This window comes from Pseudomonas sp. IzPS59 (assembly GCF_014863505.1).
Taxonomy (GTDB): Bacteria; Pseudomonadota; Gammaproteobacteria; order Pseudomonadales; family Pseudomonadaceae; genus Aquipseudomonas; species Aquipseudomonas kribbensis.
On sequence record NZ_CP062251.1, the window covers coordinates 5,256,388 to 5,278,180 of the forward strand.

Below are 21,793 nucleotides of genomic sequence, written 5' to 3' on the forward strand. Positions count from 1 at the left end.
AACTGCGCTTAGAAGTTCACGCCAACACTGAGGGCAACGAAGTCGCGATCATCCACCGTGCTGTATTCGCCACCAAAGAAGTTGGTGTAGGCCAGGCTTGCGGTGTAGGTGTTCTGGTATTCGGCATCCAGCCCGAGGCTGATGGCCTTGCGACCTTCCTCGAAGTTGCCGCCAGGGCCCGGGGAGTAACCCTTGACGTCGTGGGACCAGGCCACGTTCGGCTTCAGGTTCACGCCGGCGAACACGTCGCTGTAGTCCCAGATGGCACGAGCGCGATAACCCCAGGAAGTGGCGGTGGTGAAACCGTTGTTGTCGCAATTGCTGGAGCGGTTGCTGGTCGACGCGCCAGGGCCGGCACCGTTGATGGTCGAGGTGTTGAGGATCTGCGAGCAGGTGTTCAGGCCGCCAGTGGACGGCAGTTCACCCGGACCGAAGACCGGATCGCGGCCGTAACGGGCCTCGGACTTGCTTTCCAGACCGCCGACGTGGGTCACGCCGACTTCACCCACCAGGGTCAGACGGTTGGCGCCCATCACCTGATCGAAGAAGTGCGTCAGGGTGGTCTGCAACTGGGTGATTTCTTTACGGTTGTAACCGTGCAGGTCCTGGCCCGGCACGCCATTGAGGATCGAGGCGTTGGTCAGTGCACCGCCCAGCGGACGCACACCGGCAAACAGGATGTCGGTTGAGTTCAGTTGCACCGGCGCATTCGGCCGGTAGCTGACCTCACCGCTCCACGCCGTACCGGTAGGCAGGGTGGTGGAGAAGCTCAGACCGTAGAGGCGAATGTCCTCCGGATACTCGATGAAATACTCGGAGTTACCCGCCACCACCAGAGGGCCCAGAGCCTGGAACGGGCCAGGTAGAGCCTTGACGCCGTTATAGATCGACTGTGGCGCACCGGTCGCGCTGAAGATCGGCGCACGGCTGTGGTAGTTCATGAAGTAGGCACCGAACTCGGTGGCCAGCGGATCGAACATGTACTTGGCCGACACACCCCACTGCCCGCTGTCCCGCGCATTGCGGTTCGGCGAACGGCGTACCAGCACGCCTTCTTCGTTGACGTCGACATTGGCAGCCGCCAATGGGCCGAGGGCAACACTTGGAATGGTCGAGCGCTTGTTCAGCACGCGCAGGTTGTCGTCGCAACCGGTGGTGACGATGTCAGGCTGGGAGAAGAAGGTGCCGCAGTTGTCGGTCACGGTCTTCTGCCAGTCGATCTGGTAGAAACCTTCGGCCGACAGGTTTTCGGTGATGCTCTGGGACAGATAGAACATGTTGACCGGGATCAGGCCTTCCTTGATCTCGGCGCCCGGACGGCGAAATGCGGAAACGTCGATCGGGTTGATCGAGTTGATGCCGCCACCGATGAAGGTACTTTCACCCCAGTTCACCACTTGCTTGCCCAGACGCACCGAACCCGGCTCATCGGCAATGGCGTAGTTGTGGTAGATGAACGCATCGAGGATCTGGCCGCCCGAAGAGCGGGCTGCCACGTCGCGGTTGTGGTTGCTGACGTCCTTGTATTCCAGGTCCTGGTTCTGCAACGCGAAGTCGTACCAGTACTTGCCCCGGACGAAGACACCGGTGTCGCCGTATTTCAGTTCGAGGTCATGGATGCCCTTGAAGATCTTCGAGAACGCTTGCCCGCTCTTGAAGTTCAAGTGACCGTCGTCGGAGGTCTGGGACAGGCCCCGGCCGCCGTTGTTGACACCAATAAGATCCTTGTTCGGCTGCTGGGTCGACACGCTCATGCCCAGGGAGAGCGAGGAGTCGAACTGGCCTTCGATTTCACCGACGTTGAAGCTGACGCCGAATGCGGGCCCGGCGAGCGTGGAGGCAAGACTGACCGCCAGAGGCAGTTTCGCCCGGCGCCAGAACTGGTTTACTGAGGTCATCGACGCTACTCCATGTGCATTATTGTTATGGCAGTGAGTACTTTTAAAAACGCCTGAAGGACCGGGCGCCAGGAGCCTCCCGAAATCGCTTCAAAGTTGCATCGCCCCGTTTGTGCGTGTGCCCCGTTTCTAAAAATCCTTGAGCGGACTATAGCCAGCAGGTGGTACTGCTTGATCCCTCTAAAGTGTGATTTGCAGCTGCCGGCCACTCTGGAACAGTCCTTTCGCCAGTCCGACACATGTCGGCCCGGCAAGGATGGCTGATTTTTCCGATTTCACAAGCCAAGCGCTTGCTTGGTGGGGCTGGCGCGCCGTTTTCGGCGCGCCGGGGGGCACTCAAAGTGTCGAGAGGAAGGTGCTGTTGTTGGCCTGCCATTCGGTGATGTCGAGGCGGATGCGCTTCTTGTCGAGTTTGCCGACACTGGTCTTGGGAATTTCAGTAACAAGCGCGATCTGGCTCGGGATTGCCCACTTGCTCAGGTGCCCCAGTTCCACGAACGGCTTGAGGTGTTCCTTAAGCTCGCGCGCCCCGATGGCGTGCCCTTCGCGAATGACCAACAAGGCAAACGGACGCTCGCCCCACTGCGGATCGGCGATGCCCACCACTGCTACCTCACGTACCGCAACGTGACGGCTGATCAGGTCTTCGAGGTCCAGCGAGGAAATCCATTCGCCACCGGTCTTGATCACGTCCTTGATGCGGTCGCGGATGTCGATCACGCCCATGCTGTCGAGTGTTGCCACGTCGCCGGTGTGCAGCCAGCCACCGGCCCACAGCTCTGCGCCCTTCTGCGGTTCGTTGAAATAGCCCTCGGTCAGCCACGGCGCGCGCAGCACCAGCTCGCCCTGGGTTTCGCCATCGGCGGGCAGGAAGTTGCCGTCGCCATCGACGATCGCCGCTTCGACAAGCGGCCCCGGCACCCCGGCCTTGATCCGGTAGGTGGTGCGTTCGTCTTCGGTGCCCGCCATCAGCTCGTCGTTCAGATGTGCGCAAGAAACCAATGGTCCGGTTTCCGACATGCCGTAGGCGGCCGTCAGTTGAATGCCCTTGCTCTTGGCCGTTTCATACAGTGTGCGATTGAGTGCGCTGCCGCCGATGACGATCTTCCAGCCGCCGAAATCGGTGCCCTGCGCTCCCTTGGCGTTGAGCACCATCTGCAGGATGGTCGGCACGCAGTGGGAGAACGTGACCTTCTCCTTGCGCCACAACTCGACGAGGAACTCCGGGTCGTAACGTCCCGGATAAACCTGCTTGAGCCCGAGCATGGTCGCCACATACGGCAGGCCCCACGCATGCACATGGAACATCGGGGTGATCGGCATGTACACGTCGTTGGTGCCCAGCAGCCGCACGCTGTCGATGGCGCCCATGATGGTCGACACGCCCATGGTGTGCAGCACCAGTTGCCGATGGGTGAAATAGACACCTTTCGGATTGCCGGTGGTACCCGTGGTGTAGAAGGTGGTGGCGACCGAGTTTTCGTCGAAGTCCTGGAAGTCGTACTGCGGGCTTGCGGCCGCCAGCAGTTGTTCGTACTCGCCGACCAGATTCGGCAAATCCGCGTTTTTTTCCGGCAGATCGGTCAGCAGCAGGGTTTTCTCCACCGTGGTCAGGTGCGGCGCGATGGCCTGGTACAGCCCGACGAATTCGCTGTTGACCAGCACGAAGCGGTCCTCGGCGTGGTTCATGGTGTAGAGGATCTGTTCCGGCGACAGGCGCACGTTGATGGTGTGAATCACCGCGCCGATCATCGGAATGGCAAACATGCATTCGAGGTAGCGATGGCTGTCCCAGTCCATCACCGCCACGGTATCGCCGGCCTTTACGCCGGCTGCCGTCAGTACGTTGGCCAGTCGCGCGACCCGCTCGATCAGCGTCGGATAGCTATAGCGCAACTGGTCACGGTAGATGATCTCGCGGGTTTTCTCGTAACGGGCGCCCGACATCAGCAGCCGTTTAATCAGCAATGGATACTGGTAGGCCCCTTCGGCGGGCGGAATAACGCGAGTCTGCAACATAAGAATCCCTTTTCTGACTGCACGGTGTTGGCGTTGGAGTTTTGTACTCTAGAACCCTTATACGCCAGCCAAATCAGCCAAAGGAATGATTTGCAGAGCCGTACAAATGCTAGCTTTGCGCCAGCATTTGTCGGATTTCGTCACCGGTCAGGCCGTTTGCCCTACAGCCGCTTCGGAAGGGGTGCGTGGGAAAACCACCGCAGCGAGGAAGGTCAAAGCGCCAAACCCGGCCAGAATCAGGTAAAGCCCCACAAAACCATGGCGCGGTTCGACATAGGAAATCAGCGGAATCGCCGTCGCACTGGCACCGAACGATAAACAGTAACGCAAGGCAAATACCCGCGACTGCCATTGCGGCGCAACGAAGTTGGCGACCATCGAATCGTTCACCGTCACCTGGCCGAACACCACGAACATGAACGCCGCACCGAGCGCGATCACCGCCCAGCCATCGACGTAAGCCATGGCATAAAGCAGTGGCGCCTGAAACAGCGTCAGCACCACAAATGGCCATTTCAGACTGACCCGGTGCAGCAATTGCCCGATGCTCAACTGCGCCACTGCACCGAACGCGTACGCCAGACTGACCACCACGCCGAGGGTCTGCGGCGAGGCGAACAGGTCATGCAGGCGCTCCTGGAACAGCTTTGGATAAGTCATGGTGGTGGCGTTGAACACCACGCCGCCGGTGGCCGTGGCCAGGGCCAGCACGCCGAACACCATCACCATCGAAATGCGCTGGCCACCGGCGCCCTTGAGCGCGGTGTGCGGGCGCTTGGGGATCGGTTCCTCGCGCACCTGCAAGGCAAAACCGATCCCCAGCACGATGGCCACGGCACCCGGTATCAGGAATGCCGAACGCCAGCCGAACTGCGCCACCAGCAAACCGGTAATCAGCGCCGAGAACGCCACGCCCAGATTGCCCCACATGCCGTTGATGCCGATTTCGCGACCGCGATTCTGCGCGTAGGCCACCAGCATCGCCGTGCCGACCGGGTGATAGATCGCGGCAAAAATACCGATCAGGGTCAGGCCGATGACCAGCATCGTCGGGCTGTTACTGAGGCCGGTCACGATCGCCGAAGCGCCGATACCGAAGAAAAACACCAGCATCATCCGCCGCCGGCTCCAGTGATCGCCCAACCAGCCGGCCGGTAGCGAACACGCGCCAAACGCAATGAAACCACCCAGTGACAGGCCGATCAGCGCGGCATAGTCGAGGGCGAAGGCCTGGGTCATGCCGAGCACGGCGGCGGGGAAAATCAGCATGAACATGTGATCGATCACATGGGCTGCGTTGATGTAGCGGATGACATTTCTGGATTGATTCATCGCGGCACGCTTTCTTGTGGTGAACAGATGAGGGTGAGCGCTTATGCTAAGTTGGCGAAAAAGCGCATTCCTGCCATACAAGTCAGTGAACCGGACATGTTGATCAGCCATTTCGAACACGGCCCGGTGAGCGCCTATCCCCGGGATTATCTGGATGGCGCGCACCAGCCATTGCACCTGCATCGCGAGGCGCAGTTGCTGTATGCGGTGAGCGGCGTCATGCGGGTGGTCACGGCGCAAGGTGCGTGGGTGATTCCCCCGACCCGCGCGGTGTGGATTCCACCGGAAGTCGGCCATGAAATCTTCATGTCCGGTGATGTGCAGATGCGTTCATTGTTCATCGCGCCCGAACTGTCGCCGGCCAGCCTGCAACACTGTTGCGTGCTGGCGGTGACGCCGTTGCTGCGCGAACTGATCCTGCGTGCGGTGCAGGGCCCGCCCCACGCCGACAATCCGCTGATCCAGCAATTGATGCTGGAGGAGCTGGCCGGCCTCGAAAACCTGCCGCTGCATATACCGATGCCCGGCGACCGACGCCTGCAAAACATTTGCCTGGCGCTGCTGCGCGAGCCCGATCATCCGAACACCCTGGAAGACTGGGCACAGCAGGTCGGGGCCAGCTCGCGCACCTTGGCGCGGCTGTTCCAGCAACAACTGCAGATGAACTTCAATGCCTGGCGCCAGCAACTGCGCCTGATGGAAGCCCTGCCCCGCCTGCTCGCCGGGGACAGCGTGCAGAGCGTGGCGCGGGATCTGGGTTACGGCAGCGCGCGGGCGTTCAGCGCGATGTTTCGCCGTTTGCTCGGGGACAATCCCCGGGAGTACCTCAACGCCCTGAATCAGCTCCGCTCGATCAATGCATCTCGGTGAACGCGAGCTTCACGCCGATTGCGATCAGCACCGCGCCCATGGTGCGGTCGAACCAATGGCCCATGCGGGCGAAACCGGCACGCACGCGCTGCTGGCTGAACAGCATCGCCACCAGGCAGAACCAGGTGGCAGTCGCAGCCGCCAGGTAAACCCCGTAACCGGCCTGCACTGCCAGTGGCGTGTGCGGGTTGATCACCACGGTGAACAGCGACAGGAAGAACAGCGTGGCCTTTGGGTTCAGACCGTTGGTCACGAAGCCTGAAGTGAAGGCGCCACGGGCGGTGCGTTCGCCGGCCTCTTTGTGCAAGTCGTCCGTCACGGTCTTGGCCGGTTGCGCACGCAGGGCCTTGTAGCCGATGTACAGCAGGTAAGCGGCGGCGGCCCATTTCAGGGCGTTGAACAACACGATCGATTGCGAAACGATTAGGCCGATGCCCAGCAGCGAATAACCGACGTGCAGGAAAATCGCCGTGCCCACGCCCAGTGCCGTCCAGGTGCCGGCACGACGCCCGTGGGTCACGCTCTCGCGCACCACCACGGCAAAGTCCGGGCCGGGGCTGGCGACGGCCAGCAGGTGGATCAGTGCAACGGTCAAGAACTCGGTCCAGTACATGGGGGCTCCTTTCGGCCAGGCGTAACGTTTTGTTTCATCTGTTAGGCTCGGCAGATTACGCCTTCCCTTCAAAGCACAACAGGTACAGTTGATGACGAACGCCCACCGCGCCGTATTCCTCGATCACCCTTCCCTGGACCTCGGTGACCTTGACCTCGAGCCGTTGCGTGCGTGCTTCAGCGACCTGCAACTGTTCACCCAGACACTGCCTGCGCAGGTTGCCCAACGCCTGCAAGGCGCGACCGTGGCCATCAGCAACAAAATCCTGATCGATGCCGCCGCCATGGCCGCCAACCCACAGCTGAAACTGATCCTGATCACCGCCACCGGCACCAACAACGTCGATCTGGCCGCCGCCCGCGCCCACGGCATCACCGTGTGCAACTGTCAGGGTTACGGCACGCCGTCGGTGGCGCAGCACACGATCATGCTGTTGCTCAATCTCGCCACGCGTCTGGCCGATTATCAAAGAGCCGTCGGCGAAGGACGCTGGCAGCAAGCGAAACAGTTCTGCTTGCTGGATTACCCGATCGTCGAACTGGAAGGCAAAACCCTCGGGCTGCTCGGGCATGGTGAGCTGGGCGGCGCGGTTGCGCGTCTGGCGGAAGCCTTTGGCATGCGCGTGTTGCTGGGGCAGATTCCGGGGCGTCCGGCCCGTCCGGACCGCTTGCCATTGGAAGAGCTGCTGCCGCAGATCGACGCTCTCACCCTGCACTGCCCGCTCAACGAACACACCCGCCACTTCATCGGTGCCCGCGAGCTGGCGTCCATGAAACCGGGGGCTTTCGTGGTCAACACCGCCCGTGGCGGGCTGATCGACGAGCAAGCCCTGGCCGATGCCTTGCGCAAGGGTCATCTGGGTGGCGCGGCCACCGATGTGTTGAGCGTCGAACCGCCAACCCAGGGCAATCCGCTGCTGGCCGCCGACATCCCGCGCCTGATCGTCACCCCGCACAACGCCTGGGGCAGTCGCGAAGCGCGGCAGCGAATCGTCGGCCAACTGGTGGAAAACACCCAGGCGTTCTACAGCGGTAAGGCGCTGCGGGTCGTCAGTTGATAAACTGCGGCACTTTTTTTCACAGGAGCAGTTATGGATCCGCGCAGTGAAGTACTGCTTCGTCAGGTCGAGTTATTCCAGGGTTCGCTGTTGCTGGCCGGTCTGCCCGCCGACGACCTGCTCGGGCGCCTGCCCAACGCCTTCGGCTGGTGCTGGCATGCCGGCGATCAGGCGGCGCTCGATGCACGCTTCGAAGGTCGCAGCCATTTCGGCGTGAACGTGCCGGAGCGCGAGTTCGACAGCGCGGTGGTGTTCCTGCCCAAGTCCAAGGATCTGACCGACTACATCCTCAACGCCGTGGCCTCACGTCTGGCCGGGCGTGAGGTGTTTCTGGTCGGGGAAAAGCGCAGCGGCATCGAAGGTGCCTCCAAGCAGCTCAACCCGTTCGGCAAGCCGCGCAAGCTCGACAGCGCGCGCCACTGCCAGCTGTGGCAAGTGACCGTGGCCAACGCTCCAGAAGCCAAATCCCTGGAAAGTCTGGCGCAGACTTACGAATTGCCGCTGGCCGAAGGCCCGCTGAAAGTCATCAGTCTGCCGGGCGTGTTCAGCCATGGCCGACTGGATCGCGGCAGCGCCCTGCTGCTGGAGCATCTGGACAAACTGCCGAGCGGTCACCTGCTGGACTTCGGTTGCGGTGCCGGCGTGCTTGGCGCAGCGGTCAAACGTCGCTACCCGCACAATCAGGTCACTCTGCTCGACGTCGACGCCTTCGCTGCCGCCAGCAGTCGCCTGACATTGGCGGCCAACGGTCTGGAAGCCGAGGTGTTGACCGGTGACGGCATCGACGCCGCGCCGATGGGTTTGAACGCGATCCTGAGCAATCCGCCGTTCCATGTCGGCGTTCACACCGATTATTTCGCCACCGAAAACTTGCTTCGAAAAGCAGCCAAACATCTGAAAAACGGCGGCGAACTGCGCCTGGTGGCGAACAGCTTCCTGAAGTATCAACCGCTGATCGAAGAGCATCTGGGCGTGTGTGCGATCAAGGCCGAAGGCAACGGATTCCGGATTTACCGGGCCAAGCGCGGCTGAAAATTAGCACTTGCCGAATGGATTGCGCCTAGGCAGAATCCGCTCCGTCCTAGGGGAGTAGTCTCCCACGAGCGCCATGCTCGTCCGGCATACGTCAACATACTTGATCCTCAGATCATGGCGTATGCGACCCAAGCGTCCGCAGCAGACGGATCGCAGGGTTTGACAAGACCTATGACACGCACACCTTACCCGGGGCGGGAAGGCTGTACGTGTCATAGCCGTGTCGACCCGCCCCTTAGGAAATCCTGATGCTGGACTCGTTACTCGTTCCCACCGCAATCGTTGCCTTGGCCGAAATCGGCGACAAGACGCAACTGCTCGCGCTGATTCTCGCCGCTCGCTTTCGCAAACCCTGGCCGATCATTGCCGGTATCGTCGCTGCGACCCTGGCCAACCACGCGGCAGCCGGTGCGGTAGGCGCCTGGTTCGGCAGTTTCTTCTCCGATGCTGTCCTGCACTGGATTCTCGCCGCAAGCTTCACCGCCACCGCCCTGTGGACGCTGGTGCCGGACAAGATGGACGACGATGAAGCCAGCACCGCCCGCAAGTTCGGGCCATTCCTGACTACCCTGATTGCATTCTTCCTCGCGGAAATCGGCGACAAGACCCAGATCGCCACCGTGATGCTGGCGGCGCAATATCCTGAGCTGTGGCTGGTGATCATCGGCACCACAGCAGGCATGCTGATTGCCAACGTGCCGGTGGTTCTGGCGGGTAACTTTGCAGCGGAGAAACTGCCGCTGACCCTGATCCGTCGCCTGGCCGCCTCGGCGTTCATGATCCTGGCGATCGTCGCGGTGTACAAGGCGATGCAGAGCAGCGGCTGGGTCTGATCCGGCAGATCGCTCCCGCACTCGGTGCGGGAGCGATCATTGCTTCAGGACTTTGGCGCTTTCTCGTAAAGCGGCATGACCTTCGGAATTGCCGCCTGCAGCGAGGCAATCCGGCTGGAGGATGCCGGGTGAGTGCTCATGAACTCCGGCGGTGCACCTTCGGACGCCTTGCTCATCTTGTTCCACAGAGTGATCGCGGCGTTCGGGTTGTAACCGGCGCGAGCCGCCAGCTCCAGGCCGATCAGGTCGGCCTCGTTCTCGTTGGCGCGGCTATTGGGCAGCGTCATGCCGTAGTTGGCCACGGTGTCGGCCAGCGCCAGGCTGTCCTGACCCAGACCGAGCAACGCGCCGGCGCCCTGCTTGGCCATCTCGATGCCATAGGCCTTGGACATCGCTTCACGACCGTGTTCGCGCAGGGCGTGGGCGATTTCATGGCCCATGACCGCGGCGATTTCATCGTCGGTCAGTTTCAGGCTGTCGATCAGCCCGGTATAGAAAATGATCTTGCCACCAGGGCCGCAGTTGGCGTTGAGCTCGTCACTCTTGATCAGGTTCACTTCCCACTGCCATTGCGCGGCATCCGGACGGAAGTTCGGCGCCTGGGCGATCAAGCGGTTGGCAATCGCCTGAACCCGCTTGGCTTCGTTGCTGGTCTTGTCCAGCACGCCTTTGCTGGACGCCTCGCCAACGGTCTTCTGATAGGACTGGGCATACATCTGGTCGACCTCTTGCGAGGACAGCATGCTGAACATGTACTGCTTGCGCTCCACGCCCACGGCACCGCCGCTGGTGGTGTTGACCGACTGACAACCGGCCAGCAACAGCGCTGCGCTCAGTGCACTTACAACCAATGTCTTGTTCATTCAAAAGCTCCCTGAAAACATGCCGCGTATCCTAGGCGGGTAATTGTATCGACGCCAGATACAACGGACGTGTTGCACCCACTTTCAGAAGGCGCCCGCCGGCCCTGTAGGAAAAAATTCATATCCGCCGACAAGCCCTGCGCATCTGCGTCGCGCACTGCTCCATTTGCGACATCCGCCTTCAATTGCGCGCACTTCGCCTCATGGCGCAATAGTGGCTGCCGATACGCCAGCGCAGACGTCCTCTTGCGTGCGGAGCTTCCATGAAATTCAAGTCGATCCAGTTTTCCGTGGCCGCCCTGGCCGGCGCCATCGTTCTCAGCGTGGTGGCTGCGCTGGTGCTGTATGCGCTGTTCTCCGGCGCCCGCACCCAAGAGATGGTTCAACAACGGACCCAGGAGCAGTTCGAGCAAGTCATCGAACAGCGCCTGACTTCCCTGGCACAGACACAAGTCAGCCAGATCCAGCGTGAGCTCGAAGCGCCGCTGCTGATTGCCGGCGGACTGGTTCGGGTCAACGCCCTGCTCGGCACCCCGGGCGCCGATGGCCAGCCGCGACTGACCGTCAGCCGCGAGCAACTGATCAGCCTGATCAAGGAAAACGTCGAGAAGAACCCGAAGATTCTCGGCACCTACATCGGCTGGGAAAAGAACGCACTGGACCACAATGACGCGGCCTACGTCGGCACCAGCGTGGTCGGCATCGACGCCGCCAACGGACGCTTCCTGCCGTGGTGGTTCCGCAACGACGACGGCACTCTGGGCCTGGACAAACTGGTGGACGTCGACGACCAGAAAGTCCTGTCCACCGGCGTGCGCGCCAGCGAGTACTACCTGTGCTCGAAAGAAACCAAAAAATCCTGCGTGATCGATCCGGCGCCCTACAAGGTTGGCGACAAGATCGTCATGCTCGCCTCCTTCATTGAACCGATCATGCTCAACGGCGTCTTCCAGGGCATCGTCGGTGCAGACCTGTCGGTGAACTTCATCCAGGAAATGCTCCTGGGCGCCAACCAGAAGCTGTACAGCGGCGCCGGGCAAATGGCCCTGATCGGCGGCAACGGCCGGATCGTCGCCTACACCAAGGACCCGAGCAAATTCGGCGAGAAGGTCAGCGACATTCTCGACGCCCAGCAGATTGCCAATATGGCCAATCTCAAGCGCGGCGAAGTGACCTATTCCGTCAATAAAGAGGCGGGCCGGATCGAGTTGTACCTGCCATTCGGCATCGGCCAGACCGACGCACGCTGGACCCTGATGCTGCAACTGCCACTCAACGCGGTGATGGCCGATCTGCAAAAGCTGCAAGGCGACCTCGACGCCCAGCGCAAATCCGACACTTTCGGCATGGCCATGGTCGGCCTGCTCATTGCCGGCCTCGGCCTGCTGGTGATCTGGCTGGTGGGCCACGGCATCGCCCGACCGCTGAAGCAAATGGTCACCATGCTCGATGACATCGCCCAGGGCGAGGGCGACCTGACCCGTCGCTTGAGCAGTGACCGCAAAGACGAACTCGGTTCAATCGCCAAAGGCTTCAATACCTTCCTCGCCAAATTGCAGGCGATGATCACGCAGGTGGTGTCGTCGGTGCAGAGTGTCAGCGATTCCTCGGAGCACACGGCGGACATCGCGATCCGTACCAATATCGGCATTCAGAAGCAGATGGCCGAGATCGATCAGGTCGCCACCGCGGTACAGGAAATGACCGCCACGGCCCAGGACGTGGCGCGCAACGCGACCCAGGCCGCACAAGCCGCCAGCCATGCCGATCAGGCCGCCAGCCAGGGCATGCAGATCGTACGCGACACGTCGAATTCGATCGGTGTGCTGGCCGTGGAAATCGGCAAGGCAGTGGACGTGGTGCAGACGCTGGCCAAGGACAGCGAAAACATTAACGCGATCCTGATTGCCATTCGCGGAATCGCCGAGCAGACCAACCTGCTGGCCCTCAACGCAGCGATTGAGGCGGCCCGTGCTGGCGAACAGGGACGCGGTTTTGCGGTGGTGGCCGACGAGGTACGCAACCTGGCGCAGAAGACCCAGAAGGCCACCGAAGAAATCCAGAGCATGATCCAGCAACTGCAACAGGGCACCCGCGATGTGGTGCGGGTCATGGAAGACAGCCAGAACCGCACCGATGAAAGCGTGCAGCACGCGGCCAAGGCGGCCGAAGCGCTGGAGACCATCACCCAGGCGGTGTCGGTGATCAACGACATGAACACCCAGATCGCCAGCGCCGCCGAGGAACAGAGCGCAGTGGCCGACGACATCAACCGCAACGTGATCAACATCGGTCAGGTGGCGAACGAAGTGGCCGGTGGCGCGGATGAGTCGAGTTCGGCGAGCGCCGATTTGACCAAGCTGGCGGAGCAGCAGCGGCGGTTGATCAATCAGTTCAAGGTCTGACCGATCAGGCCGGGGTCAAACACTCCGGCCCGTTGAGTTTCGGATCATTGACCAGGTTCGCCAGCACCCGCTCGCGCAAGGCGGCGGGTTCGCTGGCGAGCAGGCCTTGCAGAACGTGCAGCGGCGTCTCGGGGTCGAGCCACGCCGCCTGCCCCGCCTCGTCGAGAATCAACGGACGGCGCTGACTGGCCGCCGGTTGGGTGATCACCGCCGTGCTCAGCCAGACCTGCTCCTGCACCGGATACGCCTCCCAGATCGCCGCAAAAAACAACGAAGCCCCTTCTCCCGGCGTCAGCCAGTACGGCTGCTTGCGCACATTGCCACGCCATTCGTAGAAACCGTTGGCCGGCAGCAGGCAACGACGCAGGCGCAGGGCTTCGCGAAACATCGGTTGTTCGGCCACGGTTTCGGCCCGGGCGTGGGCCGGGGTGCGCGACAGATCGGTCAGCCACGGCGGCGTCAGGCCCCAGCGGGCGCGGGCCAGGGTGCGCTGGCCGTCAGGCTCGGCACGCAGCATCAACACCGAATCGTTGGGGGAAATGTTCCACTGCGCCTGCTGATCGGCGGGAAAACCTGGCAGCGCCGCGAAGTCGCGGTTCCAGCGAAACAGGGCATAACGTCCACACATGGGGCAGCACGACTCAAGAATAAAACGAACGCCAGCCTAACAGACCAGCGTACCGGGGAAGCTCTCCGGTTCATCGCCGGGCAGCGGCAGCGCGGCATTGTACGCGCTGATCAGTTCGCGGGCGTATTCGGCCTGATCGTTCTCGACCGAAAGCCCGAGCAGGCCGAAGATCGGCAGCTCGCCGGTGCCGCCGAGCAGGTCGCGCCCGACCAGATGCGCCTCGATGCCTTCGCTGGCGAGCATGCCCTTGAGCATTTCGCCTTCCATCAGGTTTTCCGGCTCGTAGATTCGCTGCATGGGCGCACCTCACTCGTTTTCGCTGAACACTTCCAGAAACCAGTCCTGGCCATCGACCTGCAACACAAAGGTGATCGGCCGGCAACACACCTGACAGTCTTCGATATAGGTCTGATCACCCGCCGACAGATCCACTGTCGTCTCGACTTCCTCCCCACAGTACGGACATTCATACAGTGCGCTTTCCAGCATCGCGGTCTCCCGGGTGACTTGTGCGTATAATCGCCGGTCTATTTGCAGGGCTATTTTTGTCTGACTACTTTTTCAGACCGTGCCCCGTTGGTTTTCGATCAAAACCTTTACTTACCCTAGCCGTTTCCAACAAGAGAGCATGATGGGCGAATTCGATGCCATCCGACCTTACGACGACAGCGAAGTACCTGCGGTACTGGCAAGACTGCTCGGCGACAAGGCGTTTCTAGATATCCTCACCCACTTCCGCTTCCCGCGTTTCGCCGGTGCCTTCGGCTGGATGCTCAAACCACTTATAGCCCATCGGCTGCGTCGTGAGTTCGCCGACGTGACATCGGTGGCGATGTTGCAGGACAAGGTCGAGTTCTACGTCGACCACACCATCGAGCGCGCCACCGACGGCGTGACCTACACCGGTGTCGAGCAATTCAAGTCCGGCAGCGCCTATCTGTTCATCGCCAACCACCGCGACATCGTGATGGACCCGGCCTTCGTCAATTACGCCGTGTACCACGCCGGCCTGCCGACGCCGCGCATCGCGATTGGCGACAACCTGCTGCAAAAGCCTTTCGTCAGCGACCTGATGCGTCTGAACAAGAGTTTCATCGTGCACCGCTCGATCACCGGGCGCCGCGAGAAAATGGCCGCGTACCAGTTGCTGTCGGCCTACATCAACCACTCGATCCGCAACGATTGCGCCTCGATCTGGATCGCCCAGGCCGAAGGCCGCGCGAAGGACGGCGACGACCGTACCGAGTCGGCGATCCTCAAGATGTTCCACATGAGCCGCAAGGACGAGCCGTTCGGCGAGGTCATCCAGTCGCTGAACCTGACGCCGGTATCGATCAGCTACGAATACGACCCGTGCGACCAGGCCAAGGCCCGCGAACTGTACATCCGCGCCACCACCGGCACCTACAGCAAGGCGCCGGGCGAGGATGACGTGAGCATCGCCAAGGGCATCACCGGCTACAAGGGCCGGGTGCACGTGAATTTCGCCGCGCCGATCACCGAACTGTTCGAAGACACCAAGCAACTGGCGGTCGAGATGGACAAGCAGATTCTCGGCGGCTACCGGTTGTTCCCGGTGCATTACCTGGCGTATGCGCAGTGGGCGGATGCCGATCCGCAGTTGAACGTGCCGAAGGCTGCCGACGTGTTCGGTGCCGAGGAACTGGCCAAGGCCCAGGAAGAATGGCAAAGCCGTCTGGATGCCTGCCCTGAGGAGCATCGTCCGTATCTGGTGCTGCAATATGCGACGCCGGTGCGCAATCAGTACCGGGTCAAGGCTGGCTTGCCGCTGTAAGCGGTTTCGAGCGGATACAAAAACGGCGCCTTCGGGCGCCGTTTTTCGTTCAGTAGCGGGTACTGATCCAGGAAATCAGCAACGCCAGCCCCAGACAGGCAAAACCGAAACGATAGAAAAACCGGTTCATGCGCAGGGTCGCCCAGTCCAGCACCGGCTCTTGGTCAGGCTGGCTCTGGCGCTGGGCCGCGATACTGGCCATCGCCCGTTGCTCACGCCGACGAGTCGCGTGCAGCAGCCAACTGCCCGGGAAGGCCAACAGCAGGGCCAGCAGGTTGATCAGTTTGGCGGGATGGGCGGTAAACAGCGTCATCAAGTGCATCACAGACCTCAATCTAAACCGGAATGGCGAACGCCAGACCGACGACCGCGGCGCGGATTCTACCGAAACCCTCCCCCGCAGCCCTACCCTTTGCGACAAATAACCCATCAATCGACCGATGGCTGTCCTGTGTCACGGCATCGTCATTTGTTTCGGCCACCCTGCGCGCCTCGAAACGTAAACGGAATGCGACATGCTTCACGCTGAAAACCAGGATCGCCTGTACCTCATCTCCCCGTCCGACGAACAACAGACCCTCGTCGGCAGCCTGGCCTTCAATGTTCAGGACCGTCACTGGCTGGTGTATTGCGCCCTCGGCGGGCACCAGCATGCAGACTTGCCCGAGACTGATCTGCTGACCGGCGTCAGCGTCCTCGACTTCTACTCGCAGGCCGCCTGAATGAAAAAAGCCCGGGGCCATCGCTGGCCCCGGGCTTTTTCACATCTGACGCATGCCTTATTCGGCGAGGATCTGGCCGATGGAAGGATCCTTGAACACACGGGTCAGCGCATCGCTCAGTACATCGCTGACCAGTTTGGTGTTGGTTTCCTGGTTCGGCGCCATGCCGAAACGCTGGTCCAGCGACGCACCGTAACGGCCGCTGTAGCGACGGTTGCCGCTCTGCACGTCGGAGCGGAAGGTCGCGCCGATGGTGGCTTCGGTCACGTACATGCCTTCTTTCGGCGACTGGTATTTCAGTTCAGTCAGGGTCACGGTCAGTTGCGGAGCATTCATCGCACCGCTGGACGGGGTGAAGCCCAGCAGACGCACGGCCGCTTCGGCCTGGGCCTGCAACTTCGGCACGATCTGCTCACGCTGGACGGTGATGGCGCTGGTTTCCGGGTACAGGCCACCGCGGGTGCCCAGGGTTGGCGACGGACGACCGTCGACCACGCGAACCACGACAGGCTGGCCATGGCCGACCGGTGCCAGCTGAGTGGTCAGCTTCGGTTCCGGGCTCAGTTGTTGCGGGCTGTGGGCGCAGCCAACCAGGGTCAAACTGGTCACAGTGATCAAACCGAACAACAGGCGTTGCAACATGCTCTTCTCTCCAGAATCAGGCACAGACAGGCCCGCAGTATAGCGGTGGGCCACTGCGGGTCACCAGCACTGAAATCTCAGACAAACCCCGCAGCACGCGGTTCCTGTCACAGATTGTTCACCCCCCATACATGTTCGCTTCACGGTCTTTTGACAATCTTCGTCACAGATCTCCAGAAGGAACACACACCATGCGCTATCTGATCTCGTTGTTCGCTCCACGCCCGCTGCACCGCAGCTTCGCCCTGCTCGACCGCAACGGCCATTGCCAGGCTTTCAAGCAATGCAGCCTGCAGCCAATGGGTGACGGCTGGGTCGAAATCGAGGAAATCCGCCTCAACTGGTTGCACCAGCCTCTGCCGGCCAGCGCCCGGGTCGAGCAGCAGCGCCCTCGCGCACGTGCCCAGGCGATGTTGAGCATCTGACCGGATGCCTAATAAAAGTCATTAAACTCGACCAACTCCCCGCATTTCTTCGATACAATCTCCCCCCGATTATAAGGACGTCTCCTGATCGGGCCCCGCAACAGCGTCAATGCGCATGCATTGGCATCCAAATCGCCCACAGAGAGCCGCCCACACAGATCGAGTGAAGCTGGCGTGCTTGCTGTTTCCCTGGCAAATCCCAGCTTTTCGCGAATCTGCAGAGCTGTCATGACGCTCGGTCACTGAGTTGTTTGCCCCTCCGGGCACGGTGCCAGCCGGGACAGCCCTTTTTGAGGTTCACGTCTTCAAAAGAGCGTGAAAAAAACGGGTTTTCACAACTTCACAAGAGTGTGGCGAGCAAATGAATAGTTTTGCGTCTGAACATGCACCATTAGCGTCTGAAACAGCCCAACGACACAGGAACGGGTACGCCTCGAATACCGGAGCCTGAAGCCTGTCCGCTACGGATTTGGTTGCACAAACGGATGTCTCGACCATAAGTCGAATTGCCAGCCACGTGCTGAAATGAGTTCATGTGACTCTTGAAGCCAGGCCGCACGCATCCGTCGAAGTTGCGAAAAATTGCGAAGATTCGGACATGGCAAACCTGGCCATGGGTACCTGGGGTGTAACTGACCTGCCCCGGACACCTGGCAGCCATGCCGACAATTTGGTGCTGCAGATTTTGGAGACGCGTTAAATGGCGCATAACGAAGCAGTCGACGTAGTTCTGGTTGGGGCCGGCATCATGAGTGCCACCCTTGCAGTGCTGCTCAAGGAACTCGACCCGGCGATCAAGCTGGAAGTCGTCGAACTGATGGATTCCGGTGCCGCGGAAAGTTCCAACCCGTGGAACAACGCCGGTACCGGCCACGCCGGCCTCTGCGAGCTGAACTACACGCCGCAGAATGCCGACGGCACCGTCGACATCAAGAAAGCCGTACACATCAACACCCAGTTCGAGGTGTCGAAGCAGTTCTGGTCGTACCTGACCAAAAAAGGCACCTTCGGCTCGTGCAAGTCCTTCATCAGCCCGGTGCCGCACCTGAGCTACGTCGAGGGTGAAAAAGGCGTTTCGTTCCTCAAGGAACGCTTCAACACGCTGCACAAGCATCACGCCTTCGCCGACATGGAATACACCGAAGACAAGGCGAAGATGGCCGAGTGGATGCCATTGATGATGCCGGGCCGCCCGAAAGACCAGGTGCTCGCCGCCACCCGCGTGATGAACGGCACCGACGTCAACTTCGGCGCGCTGACCAACCAGTTGCTCAAGCACCTGACCAGCGCCCCGGATGCCCAGGTCAAATACTGCAAGCGCGTGACCGGCCTCAAGCGTAACGCCAATGGCTGGACCGTCAGCATCAAGGACGTCAACAGCGGCAGCAGCCGTGAAGTCGACGCAAAATTCGTGTTCCTTGGCGCCGGTGGCGCGGCCCTGCCGCTGCTGCAAGCCTCGGGCATCGAAGAAAGCAAAGGCTTCGGCGGCTTCCCGATCAGCGGCCAGTGGCTGCGTTGCGACAACCCGGAAGTGGTCAAGCATCACCAGGCCAAGGTCTACAGCCAGGCTGCGGTGGGTTCGCCACCGATGTCCGTGCCGCACCTGGACACCCGCGTGGTCGACGGCAAGAAGTCCCTGCTGTTCGGGCCATACGCCGGTTTCACCACCAAGTTCCTCAAGCACGGCTCCTTCATGGACCTGCCGCTGTCGGTTCGCGCCGGCAACATCGGCCCGATGCTGGCCGTGGCGAAAAACAACATGGACCTGACCAAGTACCTGGTCAGCGAAGTGATGCAGTCGATGGAACAGCGTCTGGAATCCCTGCGTCGTTTCTACCCGGAGGCGAAAGCCGAAGACTGGCGCCTGGAAGTGGCCGGCCAACGGGTGCAGATCATCAAGAAAGACCCGAAAAAAGGCGGCATCCTGCAGTTCGGTACCGAACTGGTGGCCGCGAAGGACGGCTCCCTCGCCGCCCTGCTCGGCGCTTCGCCAGGTGCTTCGGTAACTGTTTCGATCATGCTGGAACTGATCGAGAAGTGCTTCCCGGCCAAGGCCAAGGGTGAGTGGGCTGCCAAACTGGCGGAAATCTTCCCGGCCCGTGAAAAGGTCCTGGAAACCGACGCTGCGCTGTATCGCAAGATCAACGCGCACAACAACGTCGCGCTGGAACTGGTTGAAGCCAGTAACGAGACCGAAAGCTACGCCTGATCCGGCTCCATGAAAAACGCCCCGTACTCAGTGAGTGCGGGGCGTTTTTTTATGCCTGTGGAAAACTTCGGCTATCAGCCGCGCGCTTTCTCGATCAGCTCGATGTATTCCGGGGCGTTGCGTTGATCGCGGATCTGGTCGACGAAGGTCTTGCCATGCTCGTCCTTGCCGTCTACGTCATAACCGGCTGCAACGAAGAACGTCAGGAAACGCTCGAAATCGTCGATGCGCAGGCCACGGTACGCCTTGACCAGTTTGTGCAGCGACGGCGAAGTGGCGTCGACCGGCTCAAAATCGAGGAACAGCTTGATCTGCTCATCGCCGATCTCGTCACCAATCACTTGCTTCTTATCTTTACGCATTGCCGACTCCAGCTCGCAGACATTTCACGGGGCGGGCAGTTTACCCCCGCCCGGGCACGAGGCTCAACGCGCACGCGTGCTGCCGGTGTGCAGATCGGCCCAGATGTGGCCGTTGGCGTAGCTGAGGAATTGCACATACACGGTGTCGTTGCGCAGCAGATCGATGATCACCCGGTACTGGGCCAGCGGATAAAACAGGGTCAGGGTCTTGCGCTGGTCGTCGTATACCGGTTTTTTCAGGCTTTTGCTTTCGCCATCGAAGCTGACCAGCACCTGATTGATCGTCGCACCCTTGTTCAGGGACTTGCCCTTGAGGCGGATCATCAATGGCGAAGTGACCGGTATCGGCTGCTGGTTGGACTGACGCTGGGCGCCGACCACCACCGAATAGTCGGTGACCTGCAACAGTTGCTGCTGCTCGGGTTCGGCATCGCGCAGGGTGAGGTCGTCGGGCGGCAGGAATTGGCTGTGCATCGGGGCGGCGGCCAAGGGCAGGCTGAGGGTCAGCAACAGGGCGGCGCAGCTGCGGATCAAGAGGCTCATGACAGGCTCCGGAGGGCGGGGCCGAGCACTCTAGCATGGGTATCGCGGATGGATCAGCATGCCCAAACAACTGTAGGAGCGTGGCTTGCCGCGATAGCGTCGGCATATCCGACATCAATGTGTCAGACAGTCCGCCATCGCGGGCAAGCCCGCTCCCACAGGGATCGGGGTTACCCGGAATTACATGCCTTTGACGGCGAAGATCCCGTTGGCGTTGCGCCAGTAGCCTTTGTAGTCCATGCCGTAACCGAAGATGTAACGGTCAACGCATGGCAGGCCGACGAAATCGGCTTTCAGGTCAGGACGGGCCTTGCGGTCGTGGTCCTTGTCGATCAGCACGGCGGTGTGCACGGCACGGGCACCGGCGTGTTTGCAGAAGTCGATGATTGCGCCCAGGGTGTGACCTTCGTCGAGGATGTCGTCGATGATCAGCACGTCACGGTCGATGAACGAGACTTCCGGCTTGGCTTTCCAGAACAGGTCGCCGCCGCTGGTTTCGTTGCGATAGCGGGTGGCGTGCAGGTAGGACGCTTCCAGCGGGAACTGCAGATGGGTCAGCAGTTTGCCGGAGAAAATCAGCCCGCCGTTCATCACACAGAACACCACCGGGTTGCTCTCGGCCAGTTGTTCGTTGATTTGTGCACCGACGCGGGCAATGGCAGCCTCGACTTCAGCTTCGGTGTACAGGCAGTCAGCCTCTCGCATGACTTGACGGATATGCTCGAGATCAGCGGACATGGCGCTCTCCAAGGGGGGTCTGTTTCGGAAAAGCGGGCAAAGGTACGCATCCCGCACGGCCGAATCAAGCATTTGTGGACTAACGTACTGTATGTCCTATAGGACATCACCCTCGGATAGATTAATCTAGGCCGGTTTTTTTGCCCGCCGCCGGAGCCTTTCCCCATGTCCATCCAAGAGATCCGCCATCCGCTGATCCGTCACAAACTTGGCCTTATGCGCCGTGCAGACATCAGCACCAAGAATTTCCGCGAGCTCGCTCAGGAAGTCGGTGCCCTGTTGACCTATGAAGCTACCAAAGACCTGCCGCTGGAAACCTACGATATCGAAGGTTGGTGCGGCACTGTGTCGGTGGAGAAAATCGCCGGCAAAAAGATTACCGTCGTGCCGATCCTGCGTGCCGGCATCGGCATGCTCGAAGGCGTGCTGAGCCTGATCCCGGGCGCGAAAGTCAGCGCCGTCGGCGTTGCCCGTAACGAAGAAACCCTGCAGGCCCACACTTATCTGGAAAAACTGGTTCCGGAAATCGACGAACGCCTGGCCATGATCATCGACCCGATGCTCGCCACCGGCAGCTCCATGGTTGCGACCATCGACCTGCTGAAGAAGGCCGGCTGCAAGGACATCCGCGCGATGGTGCTGGTTGCCGCGCCGGAAGGCATTGCCGCCGTCGAGCAGGCTCACCCGGACGTGATCATCTACACCGCGTCCATCGATCAGAAACTCAACGAGCACGGTTACATCATTCCTGGGCTTGGCGATGCCGGTGACAAGATCTTCGGCACCAAGCAGAAGGACGCTTGA

23 protein-coding genes, 1 pseudogene and 1 riboswitch are annotated in these 21,793 nt (G+C 61.0%); of the genes and pseudogenes, 11 read left to right on the plus strand and 13 right to left on the minus strand.

Features of this window, described 5'->3' with window-relative positions; translation table 11 throughout:
- Positions 1 to 8: 8 nt before the first annotated feature.
- The 3 genes from IF189_RS23485 to IF189_RS23495 all read right to left on the minus strand — a co-directional run bounded on the left by IF189_RS23485 (position 9) and on the right by IF189_RS23495 (position 5,249).
- Complete coding sequence (locus tag IF189_RS23485; RefSeq protein ID WP_134828060.1) at positions 9 to 1,898, minus strand: DUF1302 domain-containing protein; 1,890 nt, start codon at positions 1,896 to 1,898, stop codon at positions 9 to 11.
- Between the two features lie 336 nt (positions 1,899 to 2,234).
- On the minus strand, positions 2,235 to 3,917 hold the full coding sequence (locus IF189_RS23490; RefSeq protein WP_134828061.1) for a fatty acid--CoA ligase: 1,683 nt from the start codon (positions 3,915 to 3,917) through the stop codon (positions 2,235 to 2,237).
- A 147-nt stretch (positions 3,918 to 4,064) separates the two neighbouring features.
- The gene (locus IF189_RS23495; protein WP_134828062.1) at positions 4,065 to 5,249 is read right to left on the minus strand and encodes an MFS transporter; all 1,185 of its coding nucleotides are present in this window, start codon (positions 5,247 to 5,249) and stop codon (positions 4,065 to 4,067) included.
- Between the two features lie 96 nt (positions 5,250 to 5,345).
- On the opposite strand from IF189_RS23495, the gene IF189_RS23500 reads away from it, so the two are divergent.
- Entirely contained in the window at positions 5,346 to 6,119 is a 774-nt protein-coding gene (locus IF189_RS23500) for an AraC family transcriptional regulator (protein ID WP_134828063.1), read from the plus strand.
- Here IF189_RS23500 and IF189_RS23505 read toward each other — a convergent pair.
- Positions 6,103 to 6,732, minus strand: coding sequence for a LysE family translocator (locus IF189_RS23505; RefSeq protein ID WP_085709326.1), 630 nt, complete (start codon positions 6,730 to 6,732; stop codon positions 6,103 to 6,105). The genes IF189_RS23500 and IF189_RS23505 overlap by 17 nt on opposite strands.
- A 91-nt stretch (positions 6,733 to 6,823) precedes the next feature.
- Between IF189_RS23505 and IF189_RS23510 the strand changes: the two genes are divergently transcribed.
- The 3 genes from IF189_RS23510 (at position 6,824) to IF189_RS23520 (ending at position 9,657) form a co-directional block, all read left to right on the plus strand.
- Positions 6,824 to 7,789: a 2-hydroxyacid dehydrogenase gene (locus tag IF189_RS23510; RefSeq protein ID WP_192552345.1), complete on the plus strand. Its 966-nt coding sequence runs from the start codon at positions 6,824 to 6,826 to the stop codon at positions 7,787 to 7,789.
- A gap of 33 nt (positions 7,790 to 7,822) precedes the next feature.
- On the plus strand, positions 7,823 to 8,821 hold the full coding sequence (locus IF189_RS23515; protein ID WP_085709324.1) for a class I SAM-dependent methyltransferase: 999 nt from the start codon (positions 7,823 to 7,825) through the stop codon (positions 8,819 to 8,821).
- Between the two features lie 40 nt (positions 8,822 to 8,861).
- Positions 8,862 to 8,984, plus strand: a riboswitch (yybP-ykoY riboswitch).
- Positions 8,985 to 9,072: 88 nt separating this feature from the next.
- Entirely contained in the window at positions 9,073 to 9,657 is a 585-nt protein-coding gene (locus IF189_RS23520) for a TMEM165/GDT1 family protein (protein WP_085709323.1), read from the plus strand.
- 44 nt (positions 9,658 to 9,701) lie between these two features.
- Here IF189_RS23520 and IF189_RS23525 read toward each other — a convergent pair whose 3' ends face one another.
- Positions 9,702 to 10,520, minus strand: a complete 819-nt coding sequence (locus tag IF189_RS23525) for a M48 family metallopeptidase (protein ID WP_096822780.1) — start codon at positions 10,518 to 10,520, stop codon at positions 9,702 to 9,704.
- A 1,442-nt stretch (positions 10,521 to 11,962) separates the two neighbouring features.
- On the opposite strand from IF189_RS23525, the pseudogene IF189_RS29225 reads away from it, so the two are divergent.
- A pseudogene (locus IF189_RS29225) lies at positions 11,963 to 12,022 on the plus strand (hypothetical protein); the annotation flags it as partial.
- A gap of 198 nt (positions 12,023 to 12,220) precedes the next feature.
- On the plus strand, positions 12,221 to 12,925 hold the full coding sequence (locus IF189_RS29230) for a methyl-accepting chemotaxis protein (RefSeq protein WP_409348360.1): 705 nt from the start codon (positions 12,221 to 12,223) through the stop codon (positions 12,923 to 12,925).
- 4 nt (positions 12,926 to 12,929) lie between these two features.
- On the opposite strand, the gene IF189_RS23535 is transcribed toward IF189_RS29230, so the two are convergent.
- The 3 genes from IF189_RS23535 to IF189_RS23545 are packed head-to-tail and all read right to left on the minus strand — an operon-like array spanning position 12,930 to position 14,042.
- Complete coding sequence (locus IF189_RS23535) at positions 12,930 to 13,553, minus strand: SOS response-associated peptidase (protein ID WP_134828067.1); 624 nt, start codon at positions 13,551 to 13,553, stop codon at positions 12,930 to 12,932.
- A gap of 36 nt (positions 13,554 to 13,589) precedes the next feature.
- The gene (locus IF189_RS23540) at positions 13,590 to 13,850 is read right to left on the minus strand and encodes a putative signal transducing protein (protein ID WP_085709319.1); all 261 of its coding nucleotides are present in this window, start codon (positions 13,848 to 13,850) and stop codon (positions 13,590 to 13,592) included.
- A gap of 9 nt (positions 13,851 to 13,859) precedes the next feature.
- A complete protein-coding gene (locus IF189_RS23545; RefSeq protein WP_085709318.1) occupies positions 13,860 to 14,042 on the minus strand; it encodes a CPXCG motif-containing cysteine-rich protein in 183 nt (60 codons plus the stop codon).
- 142 nt (positions 14,043 to 14,184) lie between these two features.
- Here IF189_RS23545 and IF189_RS23550 point away from each other — a divergent pair, with 142 nt between their 5' ends.
- Positions 14,185 to 15,348: a 1-acyl-sn-glycerol-3-phosphate acyltransferase gene (locus IF189_RS23550; protein WP_192552347.1), complete on the plus strand. Its 1,164-nt coding sequence runs from the start codon at positions 14,185 to 14,187 to the stop codon at positions 15,346 to 15,348.
- A 49-nt stretch (positions 15,349 to 15,397) separates the two neighbouring features.
- On the opposite strand, the gene IF189_RS23555 is transcribed toward IF189_RS23550, so the two are convergent.
- Positions 15,398 to 15,670, minus strand: a complete 273-nt coding sequence (locus IF189_RS23555) for a hypothetical protein (RefSeq protein WP_114885469.1) — start codon at positions 15,668 to 15,670, stop codon at positions 15,398 to 15,400.
- Between the two features lie 193 nt (positions 15,671 to 15,863).
- Here IF189_RS23555 and IF189_RS23560 point away from each other — a divergent pair, with 193 nt between their 5' ends.
- Complete coding sequence (locus IF189_RS23560; RefSeq protein WP_039766399.1) at positions 15,864 to 16,070, plus strand: hypothetical protein; 207 nt, start codon at positions 15,864 to 15,866, stop codon at positions 16,068 to 16,070.
- A gap of 57 nt (positions 16,071 to 16,127) precedes the next feature.
- Here the strand turns inward: IF189_RS23560 and IF189_RS23565 are convergent, their stop codons facing one another.
- A complete protein-coding gene (locus tag IF189_RS23565) occupies positions 16,128 to 16,712 on the minus strand; it encodes a YajG family lipoprotein (protein ID WP_134828069.1) in 585 nt (194 codons plus the stop codon).
- Between the two features lie 191 nt (positions 16,713 to 16,903).
- Here IF189_RS23565 and IF189_RS23570 point away from each other — a divergent pair, with 191 nt between their 5' ends.
- Both IF189_RS23570 and mqo read left to right on the plus strand, forming a co-directional pair.
- A complete protein-coding gene (locus tag IF189_RS23570) occupies positions 16,904 to 17,137 on the plus strand; it encodes a hypothetical protein (protein WP_039766297.1) in 234 nt (77 codons plus the stop codon).
- Positions 17,138 to 17,837: 700 nt separating this feature from the next.
- The gene (gene mqo / locus IF189_RS23575) at positions 17,838 to 19,346 is read left to right on the plus strand and encodes a malate dehydrogenase (quinone) (protein ID WP_114885473.1); all 1,509 of its coding nucleotides are present in this window, start codon (positions 17,838 to 17,840) and stop codon (positions 19,344 to 19,346) included.
- Between the two features lie 74 nt (positions 19,347 to 19,420).
- Here mqo and IF189_RS23580 read toward each other — a convergent pair whose 3' ends face one another.
- The 3 genes from IF189_RS23580 to IF189_RS23590 form a co-directional block, all read right to left on the minus strand.
- Positions 19,421 to 19,708 (minus strand): PA4642 family protein, encoded by a 288-nt coding sequence (locus IF189_RS23580; protein ID WP_007951679.1) that lies wholly within the window; start codon positions 19,706 to 19,708, stop codon positions 19,421 to 19,423.
- Between the two features lie 63 nt (positions 19,709 to 19,771).
- Complete coding sequence (locus tag IF189_RS23585) at positions 19,772 to 20,251, minus strand: hypothetical protein (RefSeq protein WP_085709313.1); 480 nt, start codon at positions 20,249 to 20,251, stop codon at positions 19,772 to 19,774.
- 180 nt (positions 20,252 to 20,431) lie between these two features.
- The gene (locus IF189_RS23590) at positions 20,432 to 20,989 is read right to left on the minus strand and encodes a hypoxanthine-guanine phosphoribosyltransferase (RefSeq protein WP_192552348.1); all 558 of its coding nucleotides are present in this window, start codon (positions 20,987 to 20,989) and stop codon (positions 20,432 to 20,434) included.
- A 165-nt stretch (positions 20,990 to 21,154) separates the two neighbouring features.
- Here IF189_RS23590 and upp point away from each other — a divergent pair, with 165 nt between their 5' ends.
- Positions 21,155 to 21,793: a uracil phosphoribosyltransferase gene (upp, locus tag IF189_RS23595; protein WP_011335903.1), complete on the plus strand. Its 639-nt coding sequence runs from the start codon at positions 21,155 to 21,157 to the stop codon at positions 21,791 to 21,793.

Excerpts from the sequence above, each read along its gene's own strand:
- IF189_RS23485 (WP_134828060.1), bottom strand. The coding sequence starts at position 1,898 with ATGACCTCAGTAAACCAGTTCTGGCGCCGGGCGAAACTGCCTCTGGCG.
- IF189_RS23490 (WP_134828061.1), bottom strand. The coding sequence starts at position 3,917 with ATGTTGCAGACTCGCGTTATTCCGCCCGCCGAAGGGGCCTACCAGTAT.
- IF189_RS23495 (WP_134828062.1), bottom strand. The coding sequence starts at position 5,249 with ATGAATCAATCCAGAAATGTCATCCGCTACATCAACGCAGCCCATGTG.
- IF189_RS23500 (WP_134828063.1), top strand. The coding sequence starts at position 5,346 with ATGTTGATCAGCCATTTCGAACACGGCCCGGTGAGCGCCTATCCCCGG.
- IF189_RS23505 (WP_085709326.1), bottom strand. The coding sequence starts at position 6,732 with ATGTACTGGACCGAGTTCTTGACCGTTGCACTGATCCACCTGCTGGCC.
- IF189_RS23510 (WP_192552345.1), top strand. The coding sequence starts at position 6,824 with ATGACGAACGCCCACCGCGCCGTATTCCTCGATCACCCTTCCCTGGAC.
- IF189_RS23515 (WP_085709324.1), top strand. The coding sequence starts at position 7,823 with ATGGATCCGCGCAGTGAAGTACTGCTTCGTCAGGTCGAGTTATTCCAG.
- IF189_RS23520 (WP_085709323.1), top strand. The coding sequence starts at position 9,073 with ATGCTGGACTCGTTACTCGTTCCCACCGCAATCGTTGCCTTGGCCGAA.
- IF189_RS23525 (WP_096822780.1), bottom strand. The coding sequence starts at position 10,520 with ATGAACAAGACATTGGTTGTAAGTGCACTGAGCGCAGCGCTGTTGCTG.
- IF189_RS29230 (WP_409348360.1), top strand. The coding sequence starts at position 12,221 with ATGACCGCCACGGCCCAGGACGTGGCGCGCAACGCGACCCAGGCCGCA.
- IF189_RS23535 (WP_134828067.1), bottom strand. The coding sequence starts at position 13,553 with ATGTGTGGACGTTATGCCCTGTTTCGCTGGAACCGCGACTTCGCGGCG.
- IF189_RS23540 (WP_085709319.1), bottom strand. The coding sequence starts at position 13,850 with ATGCAGCGAATCTACGAGCCGGAAAACCTGATGGAAGGCGAAATGCTC.
- IF189_RS23545 (WP_085709318.1), bottom strand. The coding sequence starts at position 14,042 with ATGCTGGAAAGCGCACTGTATGAATGTCCGTACTGTGGGGAGGAAGTC.
- IF189_RS23550 (WP_192552347.1), top strand. The coding sequence starts at position 14,185 with ATGGGCGAATTCGATGCCATCCGACCTTACGACGACAGCGAAGTACCT.
- IF189_RS23555 (WP_114885469.1), bottom strand. The coding sequence starts at position 15,670 with ATGCACTTGATGACGCTGTTTACCGCCCATCCCGCCAAACTGATCAAC.
- IF189_RS23560 (WP_039766399.1), top strand. The coding sequence starts at position 15,864 with ATGCTTCACGCTGAAAACCAGGATCGCCTGTACCTCATCTCCCCGTCC.
- IF189_RS23565 (WP_134828069.1), bottom strand. The coding sequence starts at position 16,712 with ATGTTGCAACGCCTGTTGTTCGGTTTGATCACTGTGACCAGTTTGACC.
- IF189_RS23570 (WP_039766297.1), top strand. The coding sequence starts at position 16,904 with ATGCGCTATCTGATCTCGTTGTTCGCTCCACGCCCGCTGCACCGCAGC.
- mqo (WP_114885473.1), top strand. The coding sequence starts at position 17,838 with ATGGCGCATAACGAAGCAGTCGACGTAGTTCTGGTTGGGGCCGGCATC.
- IF189_RS23580 (WP_007951679.1), bottom strand. The coding sequence starts at position 19,708 with ATGCGTAAAGATAAGAAGCAAGTGATTGGTGACGAGATCGGCGATGAG.
- IF189_RS23585 (WP_085709313.1), bottom strand. The coding sequence starts at position 20,251 with ATGAGCCTCTTGATCCGCAGCTGCGCCGCCCTGTTGCTGACCCTCAGC.
- IF189_RS23590 (WP_192552348.1), bottom strand. The coding sequence starts at position 20,989 with ATGTCCGCTGATCTCGAGCATATCCGTCAAGTCATGCGAGAGGCTGAC.
- upp (WP_011335903.1), top strand. The coding sequence starts at position 21,155 with ATGTCCATCCAAGAGATCCGCCATCCGCTGATCCGTCACAAACTTGGC.